The 23,551-nt window shown below is 40.6% G+C and carries 18 protein-coding genes and 1 tRNA gene; 16 read left to right on the plus strand and 3 right to left on the minus strand.

What is annotated here, in order from left to right; translation table 11 throughout:
- Positions 1-24: 24 nt before the first annotated feature.
- Positions 25-240, minus strand: a complete 216-nt coding sequence (locus tag LPH68_RS15875; protein WP_004312937.1) for a hypothetical protein — start codon at positions 238-240, stop codon at positions 25-27.
- Positions 237-2,723 (minus strand): ferrous iron transport protein B, encoded by a 2,487-nt coding sequence (feoB, locus tag LPH68_RS15880; protein ID WP_087323664.1) that lies wholly within the window; start codon positions 2,721-2,723, stop codon positions 237-239. Before feoB ends, LPH68_RS15875 begins: the two co-directional genes overlap by 4 nt.
- Positions 2,724-2,868: 145 nt before the next feature.
- On the opposite strand from feoB, the gene tilS reads away from it, so the two are divergent.
- Positions 2,869-4,149: a tRNA lysidine(34) synthetase TilS gene (gene tilS, locus LPH68_RS15885; RefSeq protein ID WP_087323667.1), complete on the plus strand. Its 1,281-nt coding sequence runs from the start codon at positions 2,869-2,871 to the stop codon at positions 4,147-4,149.
- Here tilS and LPH68_RS15890 read toward each other — a convergent pair.
- Positions 4,134-4,970, minus strand: coding sequence for a 4Fe-4S binding protein (locus LPH68_RS15890; protein ID WP_230296980.1), 837 nt, complete (start codon positions 4,968-4,970; stop codon positions 4,134-4,136). The genes tilS and LPH68_RS15890 overlap by 16 nt on opposite strands.
- A gap of 236 nt (positions 4,971-5,206) precedes the next feature.
- Here LPH68_RS15890 and rho point away from each other — a divergent pair, with 236 nt between their 5' ends.
- The 15 genes from rho to LPH68_RS15965 all read left to right on the plus strand — a co-directional run.
- On the plus strand, positions 5,207-7,456 hold the full coding sequence (gene rho / locus LPH68_RS15895; protein WP_087323668.1) for a transcription termination factor Rho: 2,250 nt from the start codon (positions 5,207-5,209) through the stop codon (positions 7,454-7,456).
- Between the two features lie 286 nt (positions 7,457-7,742).
- Positions 7,743-9,209: a sulfatase gene (locus LPH68_RS15900; protein WP_008025830.1), complete on the plus strand. Its 1,467-nt coding sequence runs from the start codon at positions 7,743-7,745 to the stop codon at positions 9,207-9,209.
- Positions 9,210-9,482: 273 nt separating this feature from the next.
- Positions 9,483-10,805, plus strand: a complete 1,323-nt coding sequence (locus LPH68_RS15905) for an MATE family efflux transporter (RefSeq protein ID WP_008025832.1) — start codon at positions 9,483-9,485, stop codon at positions 10,803-10,805.
- A 104-nt stretch (positions 10,806-10,909) separates the two neighbouring features.
- Positions 10,910-12,232 (plus strand): signal recognition particle protein, encoded by a 1,323-nt coding sequence (gene ffh, locus LPH68_RS15910; protein ID WP_004312925.1) that lies wholly within the window; start codon positions 10,910-10,912, stop codon positions 12,230-12,232.
- A gap of 207 nt (positions 12,233-12,439) precedes the next feature.
- Positions 12,440-13,321 carry a bifunctional methylenetetrahydrofolate dehydrogenase/methenyltetrahydrofolate cyclohydrolase FolD gene (gene folD / locus LPH68_RS15915; protein WP_004312924.1) on the plus strand — a complete coding sequence of 294 codons (882 nt, stop codon included), beginning with the start codon at positions 12,440-12,442 and terminating at the stop codon, positions 13,319-13,321.
- Entirely contained in the window at positions 13,318-14,472 is a 1,155-nt protein-coding gene (locus tag LPH68_RS15920) for a CapA family protein (protein ID WP_151923695.1), read from the plus strand. Before folD ends, LPH68_RS15920 begins: the two co-directional genes overlap by 4 nt.
- Positions 14,473-14,536: 64 nt before the next feature.
- Positions 14,537-14,612, plus strand: a tRNA-His gene (locus tag LPH68_RS15925).
- 142 nt (positions 14,613-14,754) lie between these two features.
- Entirely contained in the window at positions 14,755-16,050 is a 1,296-nt protein-coding gene (locus LPH68_RS15930) for a phage integrase SAM-like domain-containing protein (RefSeq protein ID WP_008644577.1), read from the plus strand.
- Between the two features lie 100 nt (positions 16,051-16,150).
- A complete protein-coding gene (locus LPH68_RS15935) occupies positions 16,151-18,262 on the plus strand; it encodes a DEAD/DEAH box helicase family protein (RefSeq protein WP_151923694.1) in 2,112 nt (703 codons plus the stop codon).
- Between the two features lie 234 nt (positions 18,263-18,496).
- On the plus strand, positions 18,497-19,171 hold the full coding sequence (locus LPH68_RS15940; RefSeq protein WP_008644575.1) for a hypothetical protein: 675 nt from the start codon (positions 18,497-18,499) through the stop codon (positions 19,169-19,171).
- A gap of 330 nt (positions 19,172-19,501) precedes the next feature.
- Complete coding sequence (locus tag LPH68_RS15945) at positions 19,502-19,771, plus strand: hypothetical protein (RefSeq protein WP_008644571.1); 270 nt, start codon at positions 19,502-19,504, stop codon at positions 19,769-19,771.
- A gap of 94 nt (positions 19,772-19,865) precedes the next feature.
- Positions 19,866-20,753: an AAA family ATPase gene (locus LPH68_RS15950; protein WP_230296981.1), complete on the plus strand. Its 888-nt coding sequence runs from the start codon at positions 19,866-19,868 to the stop codon at positions 20,751-20,753.
- Complete coding sequence (locus tag LPH68_RS15955) at positions 20,719-21,804, plus strand: DUF3871 family protein (RefSeq protein WP_008644567.1); 1,086 nt, start codon at positions 20,719-20,721, stop codon at positions 21,802-21,804. Before LPH68_RS15950 ends, LPH68_RS15955 begins: the two co-directional genes overlap by 35 nt.
- A gap of 8 nt (positions 21,805-21,812) precedes the next feature.
- Positions 21,813-22,268, plus strand: a complete 456-nt coding sequence (locus tag LPH68_RS15960) for a JAB domain-containing protein (RefSeq protein WP_008644565.1) — start codon at positions 21,813-21,815, stop codon at positions 22,266-22,268.
- 944 nt (positions 22,269-23,212) lie between these two features.
- On the plus strand, positions 23,213-23,551 hold a 339-nt coding region (locus LPH68_RS15965; protein ID WP_230296982.1), incomplete at its 3' end, for a WG repeat-containing protein.

The raw sequence follows: 23,551 nt of genomic DNA on the forward strand, positions 1-23,551 counted from the left end.
TAGTACAAATTTTGAAACTACCAACTATCCGCAGCAATTTTTCTTTGTACTTTTTTTCTTTACATCACACTCTCTGCGTTTCTTCTCCATCATATCCTTTAGTTCACAGCCACTTACGCAGCTGTCACAAGGATTCTGATTTTCCCGCGTACGACGAAAAAAAAGAAATATTCCATATACGACACGGGCAATGCAGAGCACAACGAGTACTCCGACTACCCACTCTTGCCAATTATTCATACAAACAATCCTCCAATCTGATAAACAGCAAATGATACAAGCCAAGCTAATGCCGTTGTATAGCAGGCAGCAAAAAGCGCCCATTTCCAACTACCCGATTCCTGTTTGATAGCCGCCAACGCCGCAATACACGGGAAGTAAATCAATACAAACAGCATATAACAAAAAGCGACCAATGGAGTAATCGGAATACGTTCTGCCAAACTCACCGAGTCAGCATCCGGATCATCTGCATACAAAACGCCTAACGTACTTACCACCAATTCTTTCGCCCCTACACCGGAAAGCAAGCCAATACCTAATTTCCAATCAAATCCCAATGGCTTTATTACCGGCTCTATTCCGCGCCCCAACTGACCGATATAAGAATTTTCCTGCTGTTCGGCAACCGTTTCATAAGCATCATGATTCGGATAATATCCCAGAAACCAGATAATAATAGAAGCAATCATAATAATTCCGCCCATCTTTTTCAGATACTGCGCTCCCTTTTCCCATGTATGACGGAAGATAGACTTCGCTGTCGGCATTCGGTAAGGAGGAAGCTCCATCACAAACGGCGTATCATCACCCTTTATCAGAAACTTGCTAAACAAGCGAGCCATTACCACAGCCAGCACAATACCAATCACATAGATACTTAACAGCACCAAACTTGCATTGTTCGGGAAGAAAGCACCCACCAACAATAAATAAATCGGCAGACGCGCACTACAAGACATCAATGGATTCACCAACATGGTAATGAGACGACTCTTCCGGTTCTCAATAGTACGGGACGCTATAATCGCAGGCACATTACATCCGAATCCCATAATCAGAGGAATAAACGACTTTCCGTGCAACCCCATTTTATGCATGATCTTATCCATGATAAAAGCCGCACGAGCCATATAACCAGAATCCTCCATGATAGAAATACAGAAATACAGAATCAGGATATTCGGTAAGAAAACAATGACAGCTCCTACCCCACCGATAATTCCATCAATCAGCAGATCTTTAAATGGACCTTCCGACATATTATTGCGCAGCAATTCACCAAGCTGCTCTACCATCCATTCAATTCCCATCATCGGATATTCGCCAATGACAAATGTACCTTCAAACATCAGATACATAAAAAGAAAGAAAATAGGAAATCCCCAGACACGATGAGTTACAATCGAATCCAGTACCTTTGTTGTCTGCGCCTGTTCCAGATGATTATCCGTGAACGTTTCTTTCAACGCACCACTGATAAATCCATATTTAGCATCAGTAATAGCCGATTCACAATCCTCATTCATTGTCTCCTGAACACGCTTCGACATCTTGTCGCGGACATGGAAAATTTCATCCGCATTCGGCAATGTGCGTACAATACGCTCAATGTCAGGATCATTCTCCAACAATTTAATGGAGAGGAAACGGGTAGAATATTTATGCCGGATAAACTCGTTCTTGGACACTTCACTTTTTACAGCCTCAATCGCTTTTTCTATATCAGGACCGTGATTTATATGAATATGCCGGAAGACACGCCCCGTCTTTTTATGTTCACGCACATAATCTTCCAGATGCTCTTCCTCATGGTTCTTACGGTCTTCCAAAGAGTCATGCCATTCAGTCAAGTCTTTGAGAACTTCCGGATTCATGTTTCCCTGTTTATCGAAGAAGTCTACTCCTTCATACAGATTGATAACTACATGAAACAACGTATCCAATCCACGATTTTTCTTACTGGCAGTAGGCAGCATCGGCACCCCGAACAACTTGCTCAACAAATGGTAATCCAATGTATTTCCACTGGCTTCCAATTCATCATAGATATTCAGAGCCACTACCATGCGGACATTCATGTCTATCAATTGAGTAGTCAGATATAAGTTTCGCTCCAGATTAGAAGAATCGACGACATTAATAATCACGTCAGGAGTTTCATCGATAATATGATGGCGAACATAGATTTCTTCCGGCGTATAAGCAGATAAAGAATAAGTTCCCGGCAGATCGACAATACGGAAATGATAACCTTCGAAGTCAAAATAACCTTCTTTGGCATCCACGGTCACACCGCTGTAATTGCCTACATGCTCATGAGCACCGGACGCAAGATTAAACAAAGAAGTCTTGCCACTGTTCGGATTTCCGACCAAGGCAACATTGATGGTGCGACGTTTACCTAACGCCAATCGTTTCATATCTTCTTCTTTTACTGAAAGGTCTTCGGGTAATCCTTCATGATAAACAGTCTTTTCAGCCAGTTCTTTTGCCTCCTCCTCGCTGATTACTTCGATCATTTCAGCTTCCTGACGACGAAGAGATATTTCATAACCTAAGACTTTATATTTTATGGGATCTTTTAGGGGAGCGTTCAACAGCACTTCAACCGTTTTACCTTTAATGAAGCCCATCTCCACAATACGTTTACGAAAACCACCGTGCCCCAATACCTTTACAATAACACCTTTTTCTCCTGTTTTTAATTCGGACAAACGCATAACTCTCAAAATTTTCGGCAAAGATAATTCATAACTTCGGAGCACGCAAATTATTTAGAATGTTTTTAAATAGCAGCCATTTTCTTCCTCCAAAAGATTTAGGAAAAATAAAAAAACTTATTGATAAACTCGTATCTTTGCAGATATGATACAACAACGCGTTACAAAATATATAGAAAAAGAACATTTGTTCTCACTGGATGCCAAAGTCCTGATTGCATTGAGTGGCGGTGCCGACTCGGTGGCACTGCTATGTATTCTGCACACAGCAGGTTATCATTGCGAAGCCGCACACTGTAATTTCCACCTGCGAGGCGAAGAATCAGACCGGGATGAACTGTTTGTCCGCCAACTTTGCAAAAGAACCGGAATCCATTTGCATACAATTGATTTTAACACGACACAATACGCAAAGGAAAAACAGATTTCGATTGAAATGGCTGCACGGGAATTACGCTATGACTGGTTCGAGAAAACGAGAAAAGAATGCCAGGCAGATGTGATCGCCGTAGCACATCATCAGGATGATAGCGTAGAAACCATACTACTCAATCTGATTCGAGGTACAGGAATTACCGGTTTATTAGGGATCCGCCCCCGCAACGGAGCAATCGTGCGGCCTCTGCTTTGCGTCAACCGGGAAGACATCATTCATTATCTGGAGAGCATCGGACAAGATTATGTAACAGACAGTACCAATCTGGAAGACGAATATACCCGTAACAAAATCCGGCTCAATCTCCTTCCTCTTATACAGGAAATCAATCCGTCAGTCAAAAAGAATCTGATAGACACGAGCAATTATCTGAATGATGTAGCTACCATATATAATAAATGCATAGAGGAAAGCAAAAATAATATTGTAACGACAGAAGGTATCCGAATCAGTGAGTTAGTAAAGGAACCGGCACCCGAAGCTATTCTATTCGAAATCTTGCATCCTCTAGGCTTCAATTCTGCACAAATCAAAGATATTGCCTTTTCGCTTCACAGCCAACCGGGCAAACAATTTTGCAGTAAAAAATGGAGAGTGATAAAAGACAGAGAATTCTTATTAATAGAAGCTATTGAATCGGGAAATGAAATTCTTCCTCCTTTTCAAATCATCAAAGAAGAAAAAGAATACACCCCTGATTTCCTAATTCCACGCGACAAAGGAATAGCCTGTTTTGATGCCGACAAACTGAATGGAGATATTCATTACCGGAAATGGCAGACAGGAGACACTTTTATTCCTTTCGGAATGAAAGGAAAGAAAAAAATAAGCGATTATCTGACCGACCGCAAATTTTCTATCAGTCAAAAAGAACGCCAGTGGGTACTCTGCTGTGGTGAACACATTGCGTGGCTGATAGGCGAACGAACAGACAACCGCTTTCGTATTGATGAAACAACTAAGCGTGTCGTAATCTACAAAATAGTTTGAGGCAATTTCTGTTTCTTGAAGCAATCTGACAACAAAGCCGCAAAAGGAGTATCATACACCCGTGCTTTCTTAACGCAAGCTTTTACACAGGCACAACACTTGATACATTTAGCTTCATCTGTATGCAGTTCATCCCCTTTCGTTATAGCCCCTGCCGGGCAACGGACCACACACAATCCACAATGGGTGCACAAATTTTCATCCTCCACCCAAGGAGTGCGGGGAAGCGGTGTTCCACTTTTACGTAACTTGATAACTTTCCTCAAAAAGCGAAACAAAGGAAAAAATGGCTGGCTCGGACGTTTAATAGCACGTACGTCTACCGGATAAAGGGTATCCATGCTATCAGCAGCCTGTATTTTTTCCATGATTTTCTTCCCAGATTCCGTAGCAAAGGCTAAATCCGACTCATCGGGACGTCCCACCGCAATCGGATGTTTATCAGTACTATATGAATGTTCTCCAATAAAAGTTGCCCCAGCAATCACTTTCAATCCATGAGGAATAGCAAAAGCATCCAGTTCCATTAAAGCTTTTTCATAAGCACGGTTTCCATACACCACCACCAAAACGGTCGGAGTATCCACTCCCCGGATGTACTGCAAACGCTCCATTGCCAGAGGAGCGACATGACCTCCATACACAGGCACTACAATAATGGCCAAAGCAGATGCAGGAATCACGATTTCATCTGCAATTTGCTGCGTTACATTAATAGGAAGGATATTTTTTATGCCCGTACCGTGAACAATCGCTTCCGCAACTTGTTTAGATGTGTGTGTAGGCGAAAAATAAATTAAATGAGCTTCATTTACTGTCATACTATTTTCTTTTATGTAGCAAAGATACACTTTTACGTGGAAAAAAATGTTTGATTGTTCATGAAACCAAAAAAAATTATTATCTTTGCCCCGTTGAAACATTCTACGATTCAACATATACATCCCTAATTCAGAATAAAAAACAAAACGTATGCTTGCATATCTGTAGCCATAAGCTGTAGTAATGCTGTCCGTAATTCAGCAAAAAAAGAAATATTAATAACTTACCATACTATATGTATAACATTATCCAATTAAACGACAAAAATCTGTCGGAACTTCAAGTTATTGCCAAAGAGTTAGGCATAAAAAAAGCAGACTCATACAAAAAAGAAGACCTTGTTTATAAGATACTCGATGAACAGGCTATTGTAGGAGCTACTAAGAAAGTTGCCGCAGATAAGCTCAAAGAAGAACGCAAAAATGAAGAACAAAAGAAAAAGCGTTCACGGGTAGCTCCTACCAAAAAAGAAGACAAGGTAGTTTCCACACCAAAGAGTGGAGAGGTTAATAAAACAAAAGAAGCCACTCCTGTAAAAGCACCACAACCTTCCAAGAAAGAAGAAAGTACAAACAAAGAAAAAGAAGCTCCTGTTGTAGAAGCTAAAGCAGAAAACGCTACTACTGCTCCCAAGCGTAAAGTGGGACGTCCACGCAAGAGCGCTGACGCAGAAGAGAAAAAAGAAGTAGAAAATGTAACACCGGCTGCTCCCAAAGTGGTGGAAACTAAGCCTGTTGTTGCAGAGAAAACTACTGAAACAAAAGAAAAAGCTGCTCCAGCACAACAGCCGACTGCTGAAAAGAAAGCAAAAAGCAAACCGGCTGCAGAAACAAATAAACCAGCCGCAGAGCCAAACAAGCCTGCTGCAGAGAAAAAAGTTATAGATAAACCACAAAAGAAAGCCGCACCCGTTATCGACGAGGAAAGCAATATCTTATCCAGCGTTGACGATGATGATTTTATTCCAATCGAAGATCTGCCTTCTGAAAAAATAGAGCTTCCTACCGAACTCTTTGGCAAATTCGAGGCAACTAAAACAGAACCTGTGCAAACAGCACCTGAACAGCCATCTCATCCTCAACAGCAACAACAATCTCAACAGCAGCAAGCACAACAGCAACGCCCGCGCATTGTCCGTCCACGCGACAATAACAACGGTAGTAGCAATGTGAACAATAACGCTAATAACAACAATAATAATTTCCAGCGTAATAACAATAATCAGAATCCAAATCAGAACCAGAACCAACAACGCTTACCGATGCCACGTGCCACTCAGCAAAACCATGCGAACGAGAATCTTCCGGCACAACAGCAACAACAGCAGGAACGCAAGGTTATTGAACGCGAAAAGCCTTACGAATTCGATGATATTCTCAACGGAGTAGGCGTTCTGGAAATCATGCAGGATGGATACGGATTCCTCCGTTCTTCCGATTACAACTACCTTTCTTCTCCTGACGACATTTATGTATCACAATCTCAAATCAAACTCTTTGGTTTGAAAACCGGTGATGTAGTGGAAGGTGTTATCCGTCCACCCAAAGAAGGAGAAAAATATTTCCCGTTGGTAAAAGTGTCGAAAATTAACGGACGTGACGCAGCCTTCGTTCGCGACCGTGTTCCTTTCGAACATCTGACACCTCTCTTCCCGGATGAAAAGTTCAAACTTTGCAAAGGCGGTTATTCAGACTCCATGTCTGCACGCGTTGTTGACCTTTTCGCTCCTATCGGTAAAGGACAACGTGCCTTGATCGTTGCCCAGCCAAAGACAGGTAAGACTATCTTAATGAAAGATATCGCTAACGCTATTGCAGCCAATCACCCGGAAGTTTACATGATTATGCTGCTGATTGACGAACGTCCGGAAGAAGTAACCGATATGGCACGCAGCGTTAATGCAGAAGTTATCGCTTCTACTTTCGACGAACCGGCAGAACGTCACGTAAAAATTGCAGGTATCGTATTGGAAAAGGCAAAACGTTTGGTAGAATGTGGTCACGACGTAGTGATCTTCCTTGATTCTATCACCCGTCTGGCTCGTGCATACAATACAGTATCTCCTGCATCCGGTAAAGTTCTTTCCGGTGGTGTGGATGCAAATGCACTTCACAAACCTAAACGTTTCTTCGGTGCTGCCCGTAATATTGAAAACGGCGGCTCGTTGACCATCATCGCTACCGCATTGATCGATACCGGTTCTAAAATGGACGAAGTTATCTTCGAAGAATTTAAGGGTACCGGCAACATGGAGTTGCAGCTCGACCGCAACCTGTCCAACAAACGTATCTTCCCGGCAGTCAACATTACTGCATCCAGCACTCGTCGCGACGACTTGTTGCTTGATAAAACAACTCTTGACCGCATGTGGATATTACGTAAATATCTTGCAGACATGAATCCGATCGAAGCAATGGACTTCGTTAAAGACCGTTTGGAAAAGACCAGAGATAACGATGAATTCCTGATGAGCATGAACAGCTAATTAGCGGTAAACGATAAATGATGAACGGTGAACAAACTGCGTCCTGATAATTGCAGTTTGTTCACCGTTCTCTTTTTTAGCCACCCCGTTAATCAATAACCACTTGCCGTTCATCCTTCACAATCCAACGTTCATCAGCAATAGTTCCCCCTAATAATCCATCACACATTACATTTTTGTACAAAATACTTTCACTTGCGTCCAAAACCACTACTTCACCCTTTTTCGCGTTTCCTTTTTTCCTACTTTTGTTTCAAAATCAACTATTACTTAATTCTAACCAGTAATGAAAACTATTTATCCATTCATGGGATTAGCCCTATGCGGCGTAGCAGCCCAAGCTCAAGAAAAGCCCAATTTCCTGATTATCCAGTGCGACCATTTGACACAACGCGTCGTCGGAGCTTACGGGCAAACACAAGGCTGCACCCTCCCTATTGACGAAGTCGCTTCACGAGGAGTAATCTTCTCCAATGCTTATGTAGGCTGCCCTCTCAGCCAACCTTCACGCGCAGCTTTATGGAGCGGCATGATGCCTCATCAAACGAATGTACGTTCGAACTCCAGCGAACCTATCAACCCACGTATTCCCGAAAATGTACCGACACTAGGAAGCCTTTTTTCCGAAAACGGTTACGAAGCCGTACACTTCGGAAAAACACACGACATGGGCTCCCTAAGAGGATTCAAACACAAAGAACCGGTAGCCAAACCATTCACTGATCCGGAGTTCCCAGTCAATAACGACAGTTTTCTGGACGTAGGAACCTGCGAAGACGCTGTTGCTTATTTAAGCAACCCTCCCAAAGAACCATTCATCTGTATTGCCGATTTTCAGAACCCTCACAACATTTGCGGATTCGTAGGAGCAAATGAAGGAGTACATACCGACCGCCCCATCAGCGGAACTCTTCCTGAACTACCAGCCAACTTCGACGTGGAAGACTGGAACAATATCCCCAAACCGGTGCAATACATCTGTTGCAGCCATCGCCGCATGACCCAGGCATCTCATTGGAATGAAGAGAATTACCGTCATTACATTGCCGCTTTCCAGCACTATACTAAAATGGTGTCCAAGCAAGTAGACAGTGTATTAAAAGCTCTTTACTCCACTCCTGCCGGAAGAAACACCATCGTTGTTATCATGGCCGATCATGGCGACGGAATGGCTTCACACCGTATGGTGACCAAGCATATCAGTTTCTATGATGAAATGACAAACGTTCCGTTTATCTTTGCAGGTCCCGGCATCAAACAACAGAAAAAACCGGTAGATCAACTATTGACACAGCCTACGCTGGATCTTTTGCCTACCCTTTGTGATTTGGCAGGAATTTCCGTTCCGGTCGAAAAACAGGGAATCAGTCTCGCACCCACATTAAAAGGAGAGAAACAGAAAAAGACTCACCCTTATGTAGTTTCCGAATGGCACAGCGAATATGAATATGTCGTTACCCCCGGACGTATGGTACGCGGACCGAGATACAAATACACGCACTATCTGGAAGGCAACGGAGAAGAACTATATGATATGAAAAAAGATCCGGGAGAACGCAAGAATCTCGCCAAAGATCCGAAATACAGTAAAGTTCTGGCAGAACACCGTGCCATGCTTGATGATTACATCACCCGCACAAAAGATGACTACCGAAGCTTGAAAGTAGATGCTGATCCACGATGCAGAAACCATACTCCCGGCTACCCCAACCACGAAGGTCCTGGAGTTCGAGAAATACTCAAAAGAAAATAAATAATAAAAAAGAGTGAAGACGACAAAGAAATCTTCACTCTTTTTAGTTCTTTCGCTGGCAAACTTACAAGCAAGCAGCGCACTAGTATAGCCCAAGAACACCGGCAAACACGAATCATCCGGTTCATATTAAGCCGTAAGGGAGACATGCTTCATTCCGAATCAACTAACGATAAAACTCCCGAAGGTCCGGAAATAGTTTTCATCTACCCCATCGCTTCCGAATCGAAATAAAGCACTATCTTTGCAAAGTGTAAACTTAAACGCTTAATTATGTATACCAACAAACAGATTTGGAGTGTCAGTTACCCGATACTACTAAGCTTGCTGGCACAAAATGTCATCAATGTCACCGACACAGCATTCCTCGGACACGTGAGTGAGGTAGCTCTTGGAGCATCGGCTATGGGCGGGTTATTTTATATATGTGTATTCACCATCGCATTCGGATTCAGTACCGGTTCGCAGATTGTCATAGCGCGACGCAATGGCGAAGGCCGCTATTCAGATGTCGGCCCTGTCATGATTCAGGGAGTCATGTTCCTGTTCGTGATGGCACTGCTGCTATTTGGATTCACCAAGGCATTCGGTGGAAACATCATGCGTTTGCTAGTTTCTTCAGAATCCATCTACGAAGGAACAATGGAGTTTCTGGACTGGCGTATTTACGGATTCTTTTTCTCTTTTATCAATGTCATGTTCCGGGCATTGTACATCGGCATTACACGCACTAAAGTGCTAACCATCAATGCCATTGTCATGGCATTAACCAATGTCGTACTGGACTATGCATTAATCTTCGGAAAGTTCGGTTTGCCGGAAATGGGTATCAAAGGGGCTGCTATTGCTTCCGTACTGGCAGAAGCCTCCTCCATTCTCTTTTTCGTCATCTATACGTATGCCACGGTCGATTTAAAGAAATACGGTATGAACCGCCTGCGCACATTCGACCCAGCATTGCTGATGCGGATCCTTAGTATCTCCTGCTTCACCATGCTGCAATATTTCCTGTCGATGGCTACCTGGTTTGTTTTCTTCGTAGCCGTAGAACGGTTGGGGCAACGGGAACTGGCGATTGCCAATATCGTCCGAAGTATTTATGTCGTATTGTTGATTCCGGTCAACGCACTGGCTACGACTACCAACAGTCTTGTCAGCAATGCTATTGGTGCAGGAGGCATCCAGCACGTGATGCCGCTCATTAATAAAATTGCGCGTTTCTCCTTTTTCATCATGCTGGGGTTAGTAGCGGTATCGGCACTGTTTCCGCAGTTCCTGCTCTCTATCTACACCAGTGAAGCCGCACTCATTACGGAATCCGTACCTTCGGTATATGTAATTTGTTGCGCCATGCTTATCGCATCCGTAGCCAATGTAGTGTTCAACGGTATCTCCGGAACAGGAAATACACAGGCAGCCCTGTTGCTCGAAACGATTACAATTATCATCTACGGATCATACATCATTTTCATCGGAATGTGGCTGAAAGCACCGATCGAAATTTGCTTTACGATTGAGATTGTGTATTATAGCTTGCTGTTGATAACAAGTTATATTTATCTCAAAAAAGCAAAATGGCAGAATAAAAAGATATAAATACAAGAGATTTTTGTACATTTGCAAGCTCAAATAAAGAGTAGACGGAAAAGTCCCTCTTTCGCCCAAGTAAATTGTAATTAGTAATTCGTAATTAAATAACTATGTTCGATAATTTAAGTGAAAGACTAGAACGGTCATTCAAGATTCTGAAAGGTGAAGGCAAAATCACCGAAATCAACGTGGCGGAGACGCTGAAAGACGTACGTAAAGCACTTCTCGACGCCGACGTAAACTACAAGGTGGCAAAGAATTTCACGGATACAGTGAAAGAAAAAGCTCTTGGCCAGAACGTGCTTACGGCTGTGAAGCCAAGCCAGTTGATGGTGAAAATCGTACATGATGAACTTACACAGTTGATGGGTGGAGAGACAGCCGAGATCAATATCGACGCCCGTCCGGCAGTCATCCTGATGTCAGGTTTGCAAGGTTCGGGTAAGACCACCTTCTCCGGTAAGTTGGCACGGATGCTGAAAACCAAGAAAAACCGTAAGCCATTACTGGTTGCTTGTGACGTTTACCGTCCGGCAGCTATCGAACAGTTGCGCGTATTGGCAGAACAAATCGAAGTACCGATGTACTGCGAACTGGACAGCAAGAATCCGGTAGAAATCGCACAACACGCTATTCAGGAAGCTAAAGCCAAAGGATATGACCTCGTTATCGTCGATACAGCCGGACGTCTGGCAGTAGACGAACAGATGATGAACGAGATCGCCGCTATCAAAGAAGCAATCAACCCGAACGAAATTCTGTTCGTGGTAGACTCCATGACCGGTCAGGATGCTGTAAACACGGCTAAAGAATTCAACGAACGTCTGGACTTCAACGGTGTGGTACTGACCAAACTCGATGGTGATACCCGCGGTGGTGCGGCTCTTTCTATCCGTTCGGTAGTGAACAAACCGATCAAATTTGTTGGTACAGGTGAAAAGCTGGAAGCAATCGACCAATTCCACCCTGCCCGTATGGCCGACCGTATTCTCGGTATGGGTGACATCGTTTCATTGGTAGAACGTGCACAGGAACAATATGATGAAGAAGAGGCTAAACGTTTACAGAAGAAAATTGCCAAGAACCAATTCGACTTCAATGACTTCCTTAGCCAGATTGCACAAATCAAGAAAATGGGTAATCTGAAAGACCTTGCCTCCATGATTCCGGGAGTAGGAAAGGCAATCAAAGATATTGATATTGACGACAATGCTTTCAAAAGCATCGAAGCTATCATCTATTCCATGACTCCGGCAGAACGTTCCAACCCGGAAATACTGAACGGATCACGTCGTACACGTATCGCCAAAGGTAGCGGAACGACTATTCAGGAAGTAAACCGCCTGCTGAAACAGTTCGACCAGACTCGCAAAATGATGAAGATGGTAACTAGCAGCAAGATGGGTAAGATGATGCCTAAAATGAAAAGATAATCATTCAATAGTTCCAAACTGATTATAACAAAAAAAGAGGAAGTTTCGACTTCCTCTTTTTTGTATCCGGAAGCCTACGGTAGAAAGTAGTTTCTCCACTAACAAACTGATAATATACTGCTCATCTCCTGACAAAAATTCCAATCCTTTTGGAGAGTTCAGTTATTTATTTTACTTTTGCCCATCACCAATAAATACTCTGAAAATATGACTCTGATAGACGGAAAAGCCATTTCCGAACAAGTGAAACAAGAGATTGCAGCCGAAGTAGCCGAAATTGTGGCTCGTGGCGGAAAACGCCCGCATCTGGCGGCTATCCTTGTTGGACACGATGGTGGTAGCGAAACGTATGTAGCTGCCAAAGTAAAAGCCTGTGAAGTATGTGGATTCAAGTCCTCCCTCATCCGTTATGAAAGTGACGTGACCGAAGAAGAACTGCTTGCCAAAGTACGCGAACTGAATGAAGACGACGATGTAGACGGCTTTATCGTACAACTTCCCTTACCTAAACATATCTCCGAACAGAAAGTAATCGAAACGATTGATTACCGTAAAGATGTAGACGGCTTCCACCCGATCAACGTAGGCCGTATGTCCATCGGACTTCCGTGCTATGTATCCGCTACTCCCAACGGTATCCTCGAATTGTTGAAACGTTACGAAATAGAGACTTCCGGCAAAAAATGTGTTGTACTCGGACGTAGCAATATCGTCGGCAAACCGATGGCTGCCCTGATGATGCAGAAAGCCTATCCGGGCGATGCCACGGTGACGGTATGCCACAGCCGCAGCAAGGACCTGATAAAAGAATGTCAGGAAGCTGATATTATCATCGCTGCCCTGGGACAACCCAACTTTGTAAAAGCCGAAATGGTGAAAGAAGGTGCGGTAGTTATCGATGTAGGTACTACGCGTGTGCCGGATGCAACCAAGAAATCAGGCTTCAAACTGACTGGTGACGTGAAGTTTGACGAAGTTGCCCCAAAATGTTCCTTTATCACTCCCGTACCGGGCGGTGTTGGACCGATGACGATTGTATCGTTAATGAAAAATACACTCTTAGCTGGCAAGAAAGCCATTTATCAATGAGACATAGCTTGTTTCTGATGATTTTACTTCTCTCTTTGTCCTGCACCTCCCGGTCGCAGGCAAAGAGAGATTCTATCATCGATACCCTGTCGGACAGCCTTTCCGCAACCGACAGTATTTCCCCCACTGATACCCTACGACTCCTTTTCGTAGGTGACCTCATGCAGCATCAAGGACAAATCAACGCTGCACGAACCTCAACCGGCTATGATTATTCCACCTGTTTTACGTACGTTAAAGAAGAAATAGGGAGAGCCGATCTCGCTATCGCCAATCTGGAAGTTACGTTAGGAGGCAAACCCTACAAAGGTTATCCTGCTTTCAGCGCACCGGACGAATTTCTGACCGCAATTCATGACGCAGGTTTCAATGTTTTAGTGACTGCCAACAATCATAGTCTCGACCGTGGCAAATCCGGATTGGAGCGTACCATTCAACTTATCGACTCGTTGAAAATTCCACATGCAGGCACGTATATCAACACCGAAGAACGCGACAAGAAATATCCTCTTTTATTGGAAAAGAACGGGTTCCGCATCGCCCTGCTCAACTATACGTATGGCACAAACGGTATCCCCGTTACTCCTCCCAATATCGTGAACTATATTGATACAACAGTTATCGCCAAAGATATTGAAGAGAGCAAAGCAGTGAAACCGGACGCAATCATAGCTTGTATGCATTGGGGAATCGAATACCAGTCACTCCCGGACAAAGAGCAGAAATTCCTTGCTGACTGGCTGATTCAAAAAGGAGTAAATCATGTCATCGGCTCCCACCCTCACGTAGTTCAACCCATTGAAGTTCGCACAGACAGCGTGACGAACGACAAACATCTCGTAGTCTATTCACTGGGAAATTATATTTCCAATATGTCCGCCCGCCGCACCGATGGTGGACTGATGGTAAGAATGGAATTAGTAAAAGACAGCACAGTCCGTCTCAATAATTGCGAGTATAGTTTAGTCTGGACAGCCCGCCCCATTCAGTCCGGGAAAAAAAATCATCAATTACTCCCCGTCAATTTCCCGATTGATTCAATTCCTTTACAAGCACGTAACTCTCTGAAAATCTTCACGAATGACGCGCGAACCCTTTTCAACAAGCACAATCAGGGAATAAAAGAATATACTTTTTTCGAAAAAAAATAGCAGAATCTTTTGGAGATTAGAAGATAATATCTATCTTTGCACCGCGTTAGAGAAACGCAGACATGGTGGATGTAGTTCAGTTGGTTAGAGCGTCAGATTGTGGTTCTGAATGTCGCCGGTTCGAGTCCGGTCTTCCACCCAAAGAGAAGTCCTTGTAAGTTAGATACTTATAAGGACTTTTTCTTTGTTGGTAGAGCATCATTCAGGTGCAGAAATTAGGCTAAATTACCCCTTTAAAGTATAGTTGTTGGTCTATTGTTGTTCCCAATAAACCAATGTAACATGTTGACTATTAAAGCTGAAGTCTTAAAATCTAAGCAAAAAGTTGATAAAACTTATAACGTAAAGATTAGGCTAACCTACAACAGAGAGGTTAAGAGGTTGGCTACTCATATCTTTGTAAGAGCAGAAGACCTGACTAAGGACTTCAAGTTAAAGAATCCAAAGTACATCAAGGAAGCTGACAGATTGGTCAGATACTATGAAGAGTTATGTATGGGGCTTCCATTGGAGGCTTCCAATTTAACCTTAAGTGATGTACTTGATTATATCCAGAAAGAGAAGGAAAAGAATACTCCTATTGACTTTATCCAGTTCTGCAAAGACTGGTTGGCAGCTACAGAGGTCAAGGGTAAGAGAAATTATCAAACTGCCCTCAATGCCTTCATTGCCTTCTTAGGAAAGGACAAATTAAATACTAACCAAGTTACCAAGTTGTTAATGATGGAGTTCATGGAATACCTTCACAAGAAAAGGGCTAAACAAGTAGCAGAACTTCAGAAGAAAGGAAAGAGAATACCCTCTAACAGAATGGTATCACTGTACACTAGTAGCATCAGACATCTATTCAATGAAGCTAAGAAGAAGTACAATGATTATGACAGGAATCTCATTAGGATACCTAACTCACCTTTTGAGAACTTGGTGATACCAAAGCAGGAAGCAACTAGGAAGAGAGCATTATCAGCAGAGTTAATTAAGAAGATATGGGAATTACCCTATATCATTAATGCTAATGGTAGAGAAAGGTTATGTCCTTTCAACCTTGCTAAGGATTGCTTTATCCTTTCTTTCTGTCTTATAGGGATGAACTCTGCTGACTTGTATAACTGTAGTGAACTGGAAGATGGTTCAATTACCTATTACAGGACTAAGACTACAGACAGAAGACTTGATAAAGCTAAGATGAAAGTAGATGTTCTTCCTGTCTTACTACCTTTAATGAAGAAATATGAAGATTACACACAGAAGAAGGTGTTCTGCTTCTATCATCTCTATTCTACTTTCAAGAACTTCAACAGAGCCATCAATCTTGGGTTAAAGCAAATTGGCAAAATACTAAAAGTGGATGATTTGGAGTACTATGCTGCAAGGCACTCATGGGCTACATTAGCTGTTAACAAGGTAGGCATAGATAAGTATACAGTTCATGCTGCCTTAAATCATATTGATGAGGCTATGAAAGTCACTGACATCTATATTGAAAGAGACTTCAAGATAGAGAATGAAGCTAACAAGAAGGTGGTTGAGTATGTATTTGGTAGTTATAGTGAGCTGCCTAGTCCAGAAGTGAAGTAAGTTTAACACAAAAGAACCTCTGTAGTTGATTGGACTATGGAGGTTCTTTAGTATATTTGTTCACTTACTACTTATATATAACCTTAAACAAAGTGAGCACATGAAAGAGGCTACTCAACAGTATAGTGATATTACTTACAATACCTTTGCAGATGTAATAGATTGGGATGACTTGACAGAAAAAGACTACCAGACTATACAGGAACTAAAGGAGAATGGAATAACTATAACTCCTGATACAGTAATTGAAGACTTATCAGGTTTTCCCGTTGGTGAAGCTCCTAATAAAGTAACAGGGATTTTTGCCAATAAGAAGCACTTACTATCTAACTATTTAACCAAGATGCCTCATGGGTTAGTAGACAAGAAGATACCAGGTATTGGAGCTACTACTCTTGAGATAAACTCAAAGAGAAACTCAATCATAGTCTTTCCTACTAAGGCTCTGGCTTATAGTAAACACTCAAAGCATCCTAATACATTATATGTAGGTAGTGAGATTAAAGGTGAAAAGGAAAAGGTAACTAATCAGCAGATTGAGGAATACCTTGCAAAAGATGGATACAAGAAACTTCTAGTAGTTGCAGACAGTCTAGGTAGGCTGTTAGGTATCATAGGAAAAAACTATAAAGACTACTTTCTTATGATTGATGAGATTGATGTTCTCCAGACTGACAACAACTTCAGACCCCAATTGGAGAATGTGATTGACTACTACCTTATGTTCCCATTAAAGAACAGATGTATGGTAACAGCTACTATGAAGGAGTTCATCAATCCACTACTAAAGAAAGAATGTAAGTTCTCCATAACTTGGATATATAATGCCCGAAGAGATGTTAAGTTATTGCACACTAATAATACCACGCAAACTGTTATAGAAGAGATTATCTCTCACCCTAGAGATAAGATATTCATAGCCTATAACTCCATACTACAAATACAGAATATCTTATCAACCTTAGATGAAGAAACCAGAAAGGAATGTGCTATCCTATGTAGTGAGGCATCCATAAAGGAAGCAGGAGAATACTTTGCACCTAAACTAGGAGACAATGATACCTTACCTGCTAGGATTAACTTTGCCACCTGTTGCTACTTCACTGGTATAGATATAGAGGATAGTTACCATCTAATCACTGTATCAGATGTAAGAAGAAGTCACTCAATGTTGACCTTAGATAGAATGACACAAATACATGGTAGATGCAGAAAGGATAATGGAGTATTAAGTGAAACTATTATATATAACACCTTAGGATATGTATCAGTAATGGAAAGTATGGAAAAGTACACTGCCACTCTATTAAACAAAGCCCAAAAGGTACTCAAAGTACTTGAATCAGCAGATACTATCTCACAGGGGGATTATACCTTGACTGATCTATTTGCAATAATCAAAGAAGCCATAAGAGAGAAAGCACAGGAGAGAATTGCAGGGAATGAGTTAATTAACTTGACTAGAAAGGATATATATGGAAAGAATGTACCTGCCTACCTCAATATAGATTACATCATTGAAAGAACCGACTTATATGCCTCATATTTTATGCCTGAAACCTTGAAAGAAGTACTAGGTAAACAGGTTAACATCATTAGTTATAAATCCCTACCTCATGGTGTTTCTCCAGAGCAAAACAGCATAGAGAAAACCAATAAGGATGCACAGAATAAGTTGACAGATAGTTACATTCAAGAAGCCATAGATAACATCAAAGTATTATCAACCACAGGGCAGTTGAATGACAATACTTTGCACTTATACATTAGGCAAAGTAGAAGCAGGACAAAGATATTCTTAGAGAGATTCATTAAGCTCTACAAATATGTTGACCTTGATAGTTTGCTACATCAGCTATGGGAGATTAGAACAAGTAACAGTATAGCTTACAAGAATCTCAATAATGCAGTTATGTATTGGGCACTAGATGAAGAGCATCCTTTCAAGGTTGCAATAAGAAGAAGTTTCACCTTAAATAAGAGCTATTCAGCAAGTGAGATACAAGAGATATTAGCTCCTATAGTCCAGTATCATCTACATAAGGTACTGAAACCTAGAAAGTATGTAGCCTTATTGAAAAGCATATATGCCACTGACAGGACATCTGGGAATAAGTACACCATCAGAGGAGAGAATCCAAGAGGTTTTAAAGAACATACTGGCAGGATAGCTACCAAAGAGAATAACTTGTTAAAGTTATTTATGTTATAGAAGGTTAATATACAATCAGATAAATGATAAGAATATTGGTATTATAGACTTTATTTACTATATTTACATTTGATAATCAGATGGTTATAGGAGTGATATATCTCTAATATGACATTAGCTATCAACAGAAGCAACCTTAGGGTCAAATATCACCCTATACTAATTACCTTTAATCCTTTATTACTGTAGGTAATTAGTATGGGGTGGATTTTGACCCCTATAAAATCAGAATTAATGACAATAGTTAAACAATTCACTATCATCCCCATTGAAGCTTGCAGGTACTTCAATCCAAAGCAGCTCTACCTATTAGCAGGTCTCTATATTAATGCCTATCCTCAAAGGGAAAGCAATTACATGACAACAGATACTACTATCAGTCAGTTGTCAGAGCTTACAGGAGTAAGTACAGATTATATCAAAGATTCCTTTATCCCCAGACTAAAGGAGCTAGAAGATAAAGGATATAGAGTAGAGACTATACAGCAGCAAAGAGAGATTAGAAGGAATATCTATTATCTACCCAATCCTCCTAAGAATTTCAGAATTATATGGGCAGAGTTATTCAGTGACAGCTCTTTAAGTCCAGAAGAGAAAGGAGTTATGATAGGGTTATACTGCCTTTGTGTTAACAAAGAGTTCAGGGTAGACCTATCAGACAAAGCCATTTATAGCCACTTGGATATGGCAAAGAATACATATAAAAAGTATAGAGACTTATTGATTGAGAAGAAAGTAATCTGGTCTTCTTATGATGTTCCAATGGCACTAGCATGGACTGAGCACATGGAATCTAAAGTCCTTCTGTACCCTCATTTGGGTCACGATACTTGGATAGACAAAGTTATATCACATGTACCAGATGATGATGAAATCAAGCATTACCTTGATACTATTAATGATGAATGAATGATACATACCCCAATATCCCCTGTTTTTACACCTGAAGGCAGGGGATTGCTTTATATGTACATAACTAATATATAGCACTTCTTACTGTCACCTGATATATTATACTTCTAAATTTTTTATTTTTTTCTTCAATTTGATACTTACAAGTGCACTCTAAGTCACAAAGTCTCCCTCCCCTTACCTTAGGAGTGGGATAGTCCCCCTATGCATATTGGGGAATATTGGATTTACATTATAAGCTCATTACAGTTAGCTCATTACCCCACCATAGTAACTGAATCAACAGCAGCAGAATAGTCTGTCTGCACAACAATAAAATACAAGATTATGGAAAAGTTAAAGTTCTTAGAGACAGTGACAGTGAATGAGTTCAAGGCTCAAAAGGGAGTAAGTAAGATTGAGGTAAAGCAAAATCCTCATACAGGGAAGTGCTTCTTTGTTTATGGCTGTGAAATAGGTGCAGCAAGTGACAAATTTCTTAATGGAGAAGTAACCAATCCTGTTATCTCTCAAGTATGTTCACCAGATACAGGTGATATGTTCTATATGCTGCATCAAAGAGGTGAAGGTGGAGCTATGACATTAGCAACTTTATGACAGGTCTCAATGTAGACCTCAAGGAGGCAAGTTTATTAGGACTTGCTTCCTTTTTTCTTTATAGACTGTGTATAACAATTAATCCTATTCAGATATGTTGAATTTAAGAGTTTCATCCAAGAAGCAGGCTAAAATTAAGCTTGCTTTACAAGGCTGTGCAGGTTCAGGTAAGACCTATTCTGCATTGCTTTTAGCTTATGGTTTATGTAATGACTGGACTAAGATAGCCATTATTGACAGTGAGAATGGAAGTGCTGACCTTTATGCTCACTTAGGTGCTTATAATGTATTAAGTCTAAGTGATAACTTTACACCTGAAACTTATATACAAGCTATTGAAATACGTGAAGGTGCAGGTATGGAAGTTATCATAATTGATAGCATTTCTCAATGCTGGGATACTTTACTTGAATACCATGCAGGATTACAAGGTAACAGCTTCACCAACTGGCAGAAAGTGACACCTAGAATCAATGCTTTTATGCAGAAAGTATTGCAGTCTGGAAGCCATGTTATATGCACTATGAGATGCAAACAGGACTATGTTCTAAGTGAGAAGAATGGCAAGATGATACCAGAGAAAGTAGGACTAAAAGCAGTCATGAGAGATGGTATAGATTATGAATTTACCATAGTATTTGACATCAACATGAAGCACCAGACTATTGCATCTAAAGACAGGACAAACCTGTTCATAGGTAAGCCTGATTTTACCATTACATCTGCTACAGGTCAGATAATACTTGATTGGTGTAATGATGGTGTCAATCTGGAGATGATAAGGAGCAAGATTAACAGCAGTAAAACCATTGAAGAACTGACTGCCATCTATCATGCTTATCCTGAATGGTATCAGCAGTTAACATCAGAATTCATGCAGAAGAAAGCAGCACTTCAGGTACAAAAGAATCAACCAACTATTAACTATACCCCTAATTACATTAGATATGGAAATAATGCAGTTGCAGCCAGTCAGAGCTAATCTGATATACCCTAATAGAATCAACAAAGAAGACTCTCATGTTCAAATAGTTGAGCCAATGGAAATCATCAACACAGGTATTATGTCAACAAATCCTGTAGAAGCTGATTCCATAAGCACCAGAGAAGGTAATAAGTTACCTTTTATTGAGGCTAATACAAAGGAAGTAACCATGCAATACCTCAAGGAGGAATGTATTACACCTGTGTTCTCTAAAGATAATGAGGTTACTATATCACACTCCAGTTTCATTGAAACTGTATGGGAAGCAGCTAATAAGGTGTTCTCCAATGAGAGAATAGAAGAACCTGCCATTAGGGTAAGCCATGTTATCAAAGGTAGGATACCGGAAGCTATTCATAAGCCAGTGAATCAATTACTGGAATCTGATAAAACCATCTACTTTGAGAGAATGATGTTCTGTTTTGAGATACCTACCATATATGAGGATATTGCAGGTAACAGACTGAATTTAACCATAGGTGGAGTTAGAGCTTATAACCATGAAAACCTTTACAGCAAAAAGGGTGCAGAGAAGTTCAAGGTGTTCATTGGCTTTAAAAATCTTGTATGTTGTAACATGTGTGTCTCAACAGATGGTTACAGGTCAGAATTAAAGGTTATGAGTACAACTGAACTATTCAATGCAGTGGTGAGGCTGTTCCAAGAGTACAATATAGCCCAACACATGTATTATATGTCAGCTTATAAGGATACTTATATGAGAGAGTCCCAATTTGCCCAGTTCTTAGGTAGATGCAGATTATATCAGTTCTTACCTGTAGACCAAAAGAAGAAGTTACCACAGATGCTAATGACTGATACCCAGATAGGATTAGTTGCCAAAGCATATTATAATGATGATAACTTTAGTACCCTTTTGGACAGCAGGGAAATCAGCATGTGGAATGTGTACAACTTACTAACTGGAGCTAATAAAAGTAGCTACATTGATAACTTCTTGGACAGGTCACTTAATGCCACTCAACTGGCAGAAGGACTTAATAAGGCTTTATATGGTGAGAATGAATATAGTTGGTTCATTAATTAGTGTATCTTATGGACAGTATAATGAATGTAGCAGAGGTTCAATTGAGCTATAAAAGCAATGTCAAATCATCAACTAGATACAAGATAAATAGCTCACAGGATGCCTATGAACTATTGATAAAGTGCTTCCCTGATGACACAATAGAATACAAGGAAAGCTTTAAAGTAGTACTACTTAATCAGTCTAATAGAGTATTGGGTATAGTACCTATTTCAGAAGGTGGAATATCTGCAACTTATGTAGATGTAAGGTTGATATTACAAGCTGCCTTATTGGCTAATGCAACACAGGTAATATTGGCACATAATCACCCTTCTGGAAGCATGAAACCCAGTACTTTGGATGATGCTTTGACTGAAAAAGTAAGGAAGGCAGCAGAACTCATGGAGATTCATGTAGCAGACCATGTAATCTTAAGCCCAGAGAAGGAATACTACTCCTATTATGATGAAGGAAAACTATAAATACTTAACCTTCTAAGGTCTACAATATCCTACCTTCTATTAAATCAATTCCCTCTGCTGTTATTATACCATTATGATGGGAAATTTCCCCAGCCTCACTTTCTTGCATATTATATATACAAAGTAAGTGATGTAGAATGGCAAATCAGAGGACAGTTTAATAGAAGTTGACTGCCTCTTCTAATATAGGTTAACGGTATTTGATTACAGGATAGAGAGAAGTGCTGCTATAATAACTTAACCACTTGAGGTTCGGTGAAGTATGTAAACATGAATTATAGCAATAGTTAGTAAGTTAGACTAAATTAAATGTTGATTGAATTATGTGTGAGATTATCTTGATTCTGGTAGGCTTTGTTCTCACCAGTATGATACTTAAGGATTAAGAGGTTATATGCTTCTTACTATGTGTTTTATTGTTGTTGATAGCCCTAGTTCATCATGGACTGGGGCTTTAACTTGTGTATATATGACAGCATTAGATATGATATTACAGTGGCTTATATTGATAGTTACTGGTGCTCTATTTATCAGTTTAGCATATAGAAAATGAATAATTAAGCTTACCTTTGTGCAATAAGGATATAGCCTGCACCTATGGTACTAATATGACTTGAAACCTATTAAATTATGGCAGTCAAATGATGAAGTATTACTGGAAAGTTCTATCTTTGCAACAGTATTAATTAAATGACAACTAATGAAATAGAAGTTTAACAAGACATATTAGAAAAGAAGTGTTTGCTTCTTGCTTGATGTTATCAGAGAAATCGCCAATTTCAATCAGATATAACCATCAAAAGCAGGTTAGTGAATGCTCATACCTATATAGGTGTGGGCTTTCCTTGTTTGCATGGTTATAGGTGTTTGGCGATACCTTCTGATAAGCAATCAAGGTTAGGCTCACACCTTCTTTTTGTAGTATGCTACAAAAGGAAATTATTATGGAAAATGCAGACTTTATAATTTACCAAGAGAATAGTCTTTTTGGATTGAAAGATAAAAGTGGGAATATTATTATTCCACCACAATATACTAACTTCAATCCTTTCAGTTGTGGATTAGCTATGGTCAGAAATGCAAGTCTACAGTATGCTTACATTAACATAGATAATACTCAAATTATCCCTTTTGGATTATATTCATGGTGTGATTCTTCTTTCTGTTGGGGATTAGCAAGAGCTGTCAAAGATGGAAAATGGGGAATAATTAACACACAAGGCAATATAATATTACCCTTCCAATTTGATAAAATATATCCCTTAAAAGATGAGTATATATTT

Source organism: Bacteroides sp. 1_1_30 (assembly GCF_020982715.1).
GTDB lineage: Bacteria > Bacteroidota > Bacteroidia > Bacteroidales > Bacteroidaceae > Bacteroides > Bacteroides xylanisolvens.

Excerpts from the sequence above, each read along its gene's own strand:
- LPH68_RS15940 (WP_008644575.1), top strand. The coding sequence starts at position 18,497 with ATGACAATAGTTAAACAATTCACTATCATCCCCATTGAAGCTTGCAGG.
- LPH68_RS15920 (WP_151923695.1), top strand. The coding sequence starts at position 13,318 with ATGAGACATAGCTTGTTTCTGATGATTTTACTTCTCTCTTTGTCCTGC.
- feoB (WP_087323664.1), bottom strand. The coding sequence starts at position 2,723 with ATGCGTTTGTCCGAATTAAAAACAGGAGAAAAAGGTGTTATTGTAAAG.
- rho (WP_087323668.1), top strand. The coding sequence starts at position 5,207 with ATGTATAACATTATCCAATTAAACGACAAAAATCTGTCGGAACTTCAA.
- LPH68_RS15935 (WP_151923694.1), top strand. The coding sequence starts at position 16,151 with ATGAAAGAGGCTACTCAACAGTATAGTGATATTACTTACAATACCTTT.
- LPH68_RS15950 (WP_230296981.1), top strand. The coding sequence starts at position 19,866 with ATGTTGAATTTAAGAGTTTCATCCAAGAAGCAGGCTAAAATTAAGCTT.
- LPH68_RS15945 (WP_008644571.1), top strand. The coding sequence starts at position 19,502 with ATGGAAAAGTTAAAGTTCTTAGAGACAGTGACAGTGAATGAGTTCAAG.
- tilS (WP_087323667.1), top strand. The coding sequence starts at position 2,869 with ATGATACAACAACGCGTTACAAAATATATAGAAAAAGAACATTTGTTC.
- folD (WP_004312924.1), top strand. The coding sequence starts at position 12,440 with ATGACTCTGATAGACGGAAAAGCCATTTCCGAACAAGTGAAACAAGAG.
- LPH68_RS15930 (WP_008644577.1), top strand. The coding sequence starts at position 14,755 with ATGTTGACTATTAAAGCTGAAGTCTTAAAATCTAAGCAAAAAGTTGAT.
- LPH68_RS15960 (WP_008644565.1), top strand. The coding sequence starts at position 21,813 with ATGGACAGTATAATGAATGTAGCAGAGGTTCAATTGAGCTATAAAAGC.
- ffh (WP_004312925.1), top strand. The coding sequence starts at position 10,910 with ATGTTCGATAATTTAAGTGAAAGACTAGAACGGTCATTCAAGATTCTG.
- LPH68_RS15890 (WP_230296980.1), bottom strand. The coding sequence starts at position 4,970 with ATGACAGTAAATGAAGCTCATTTAATTTATTTTTCGCCTACACACACA.
- LPH68_RS15955 (WP_008644567.1), top strand. The coding sequence starts at position 20,719 with ATGGAAATAATGCAGTTGCAGCCAGTCAGAGCTAATCTGATATACCCT.
- LPH68_RS15875 (WP_004312937.1), bottom strand. The coding sequence starts at position 240 with ATGAATAATTGGCAAGAGTGGGTAGTCGGAGTACTCGTTGTGCTCTGC.
- LPH68_RS15900 (WP_008025830.1), top strand. The coding sequence starts at position 7,743 with ATGAAAACTATTTATCCATTCATGGGATTAGCCCTATGCGGCGTAGCA.
- LPH68_RS15905 (WP_008025832.1), top strand. The coding sequence starts at position 9,483 with ATGTATACCAACAAACAGATTTGGAGTGTCAGTTACCCGATACTACTA.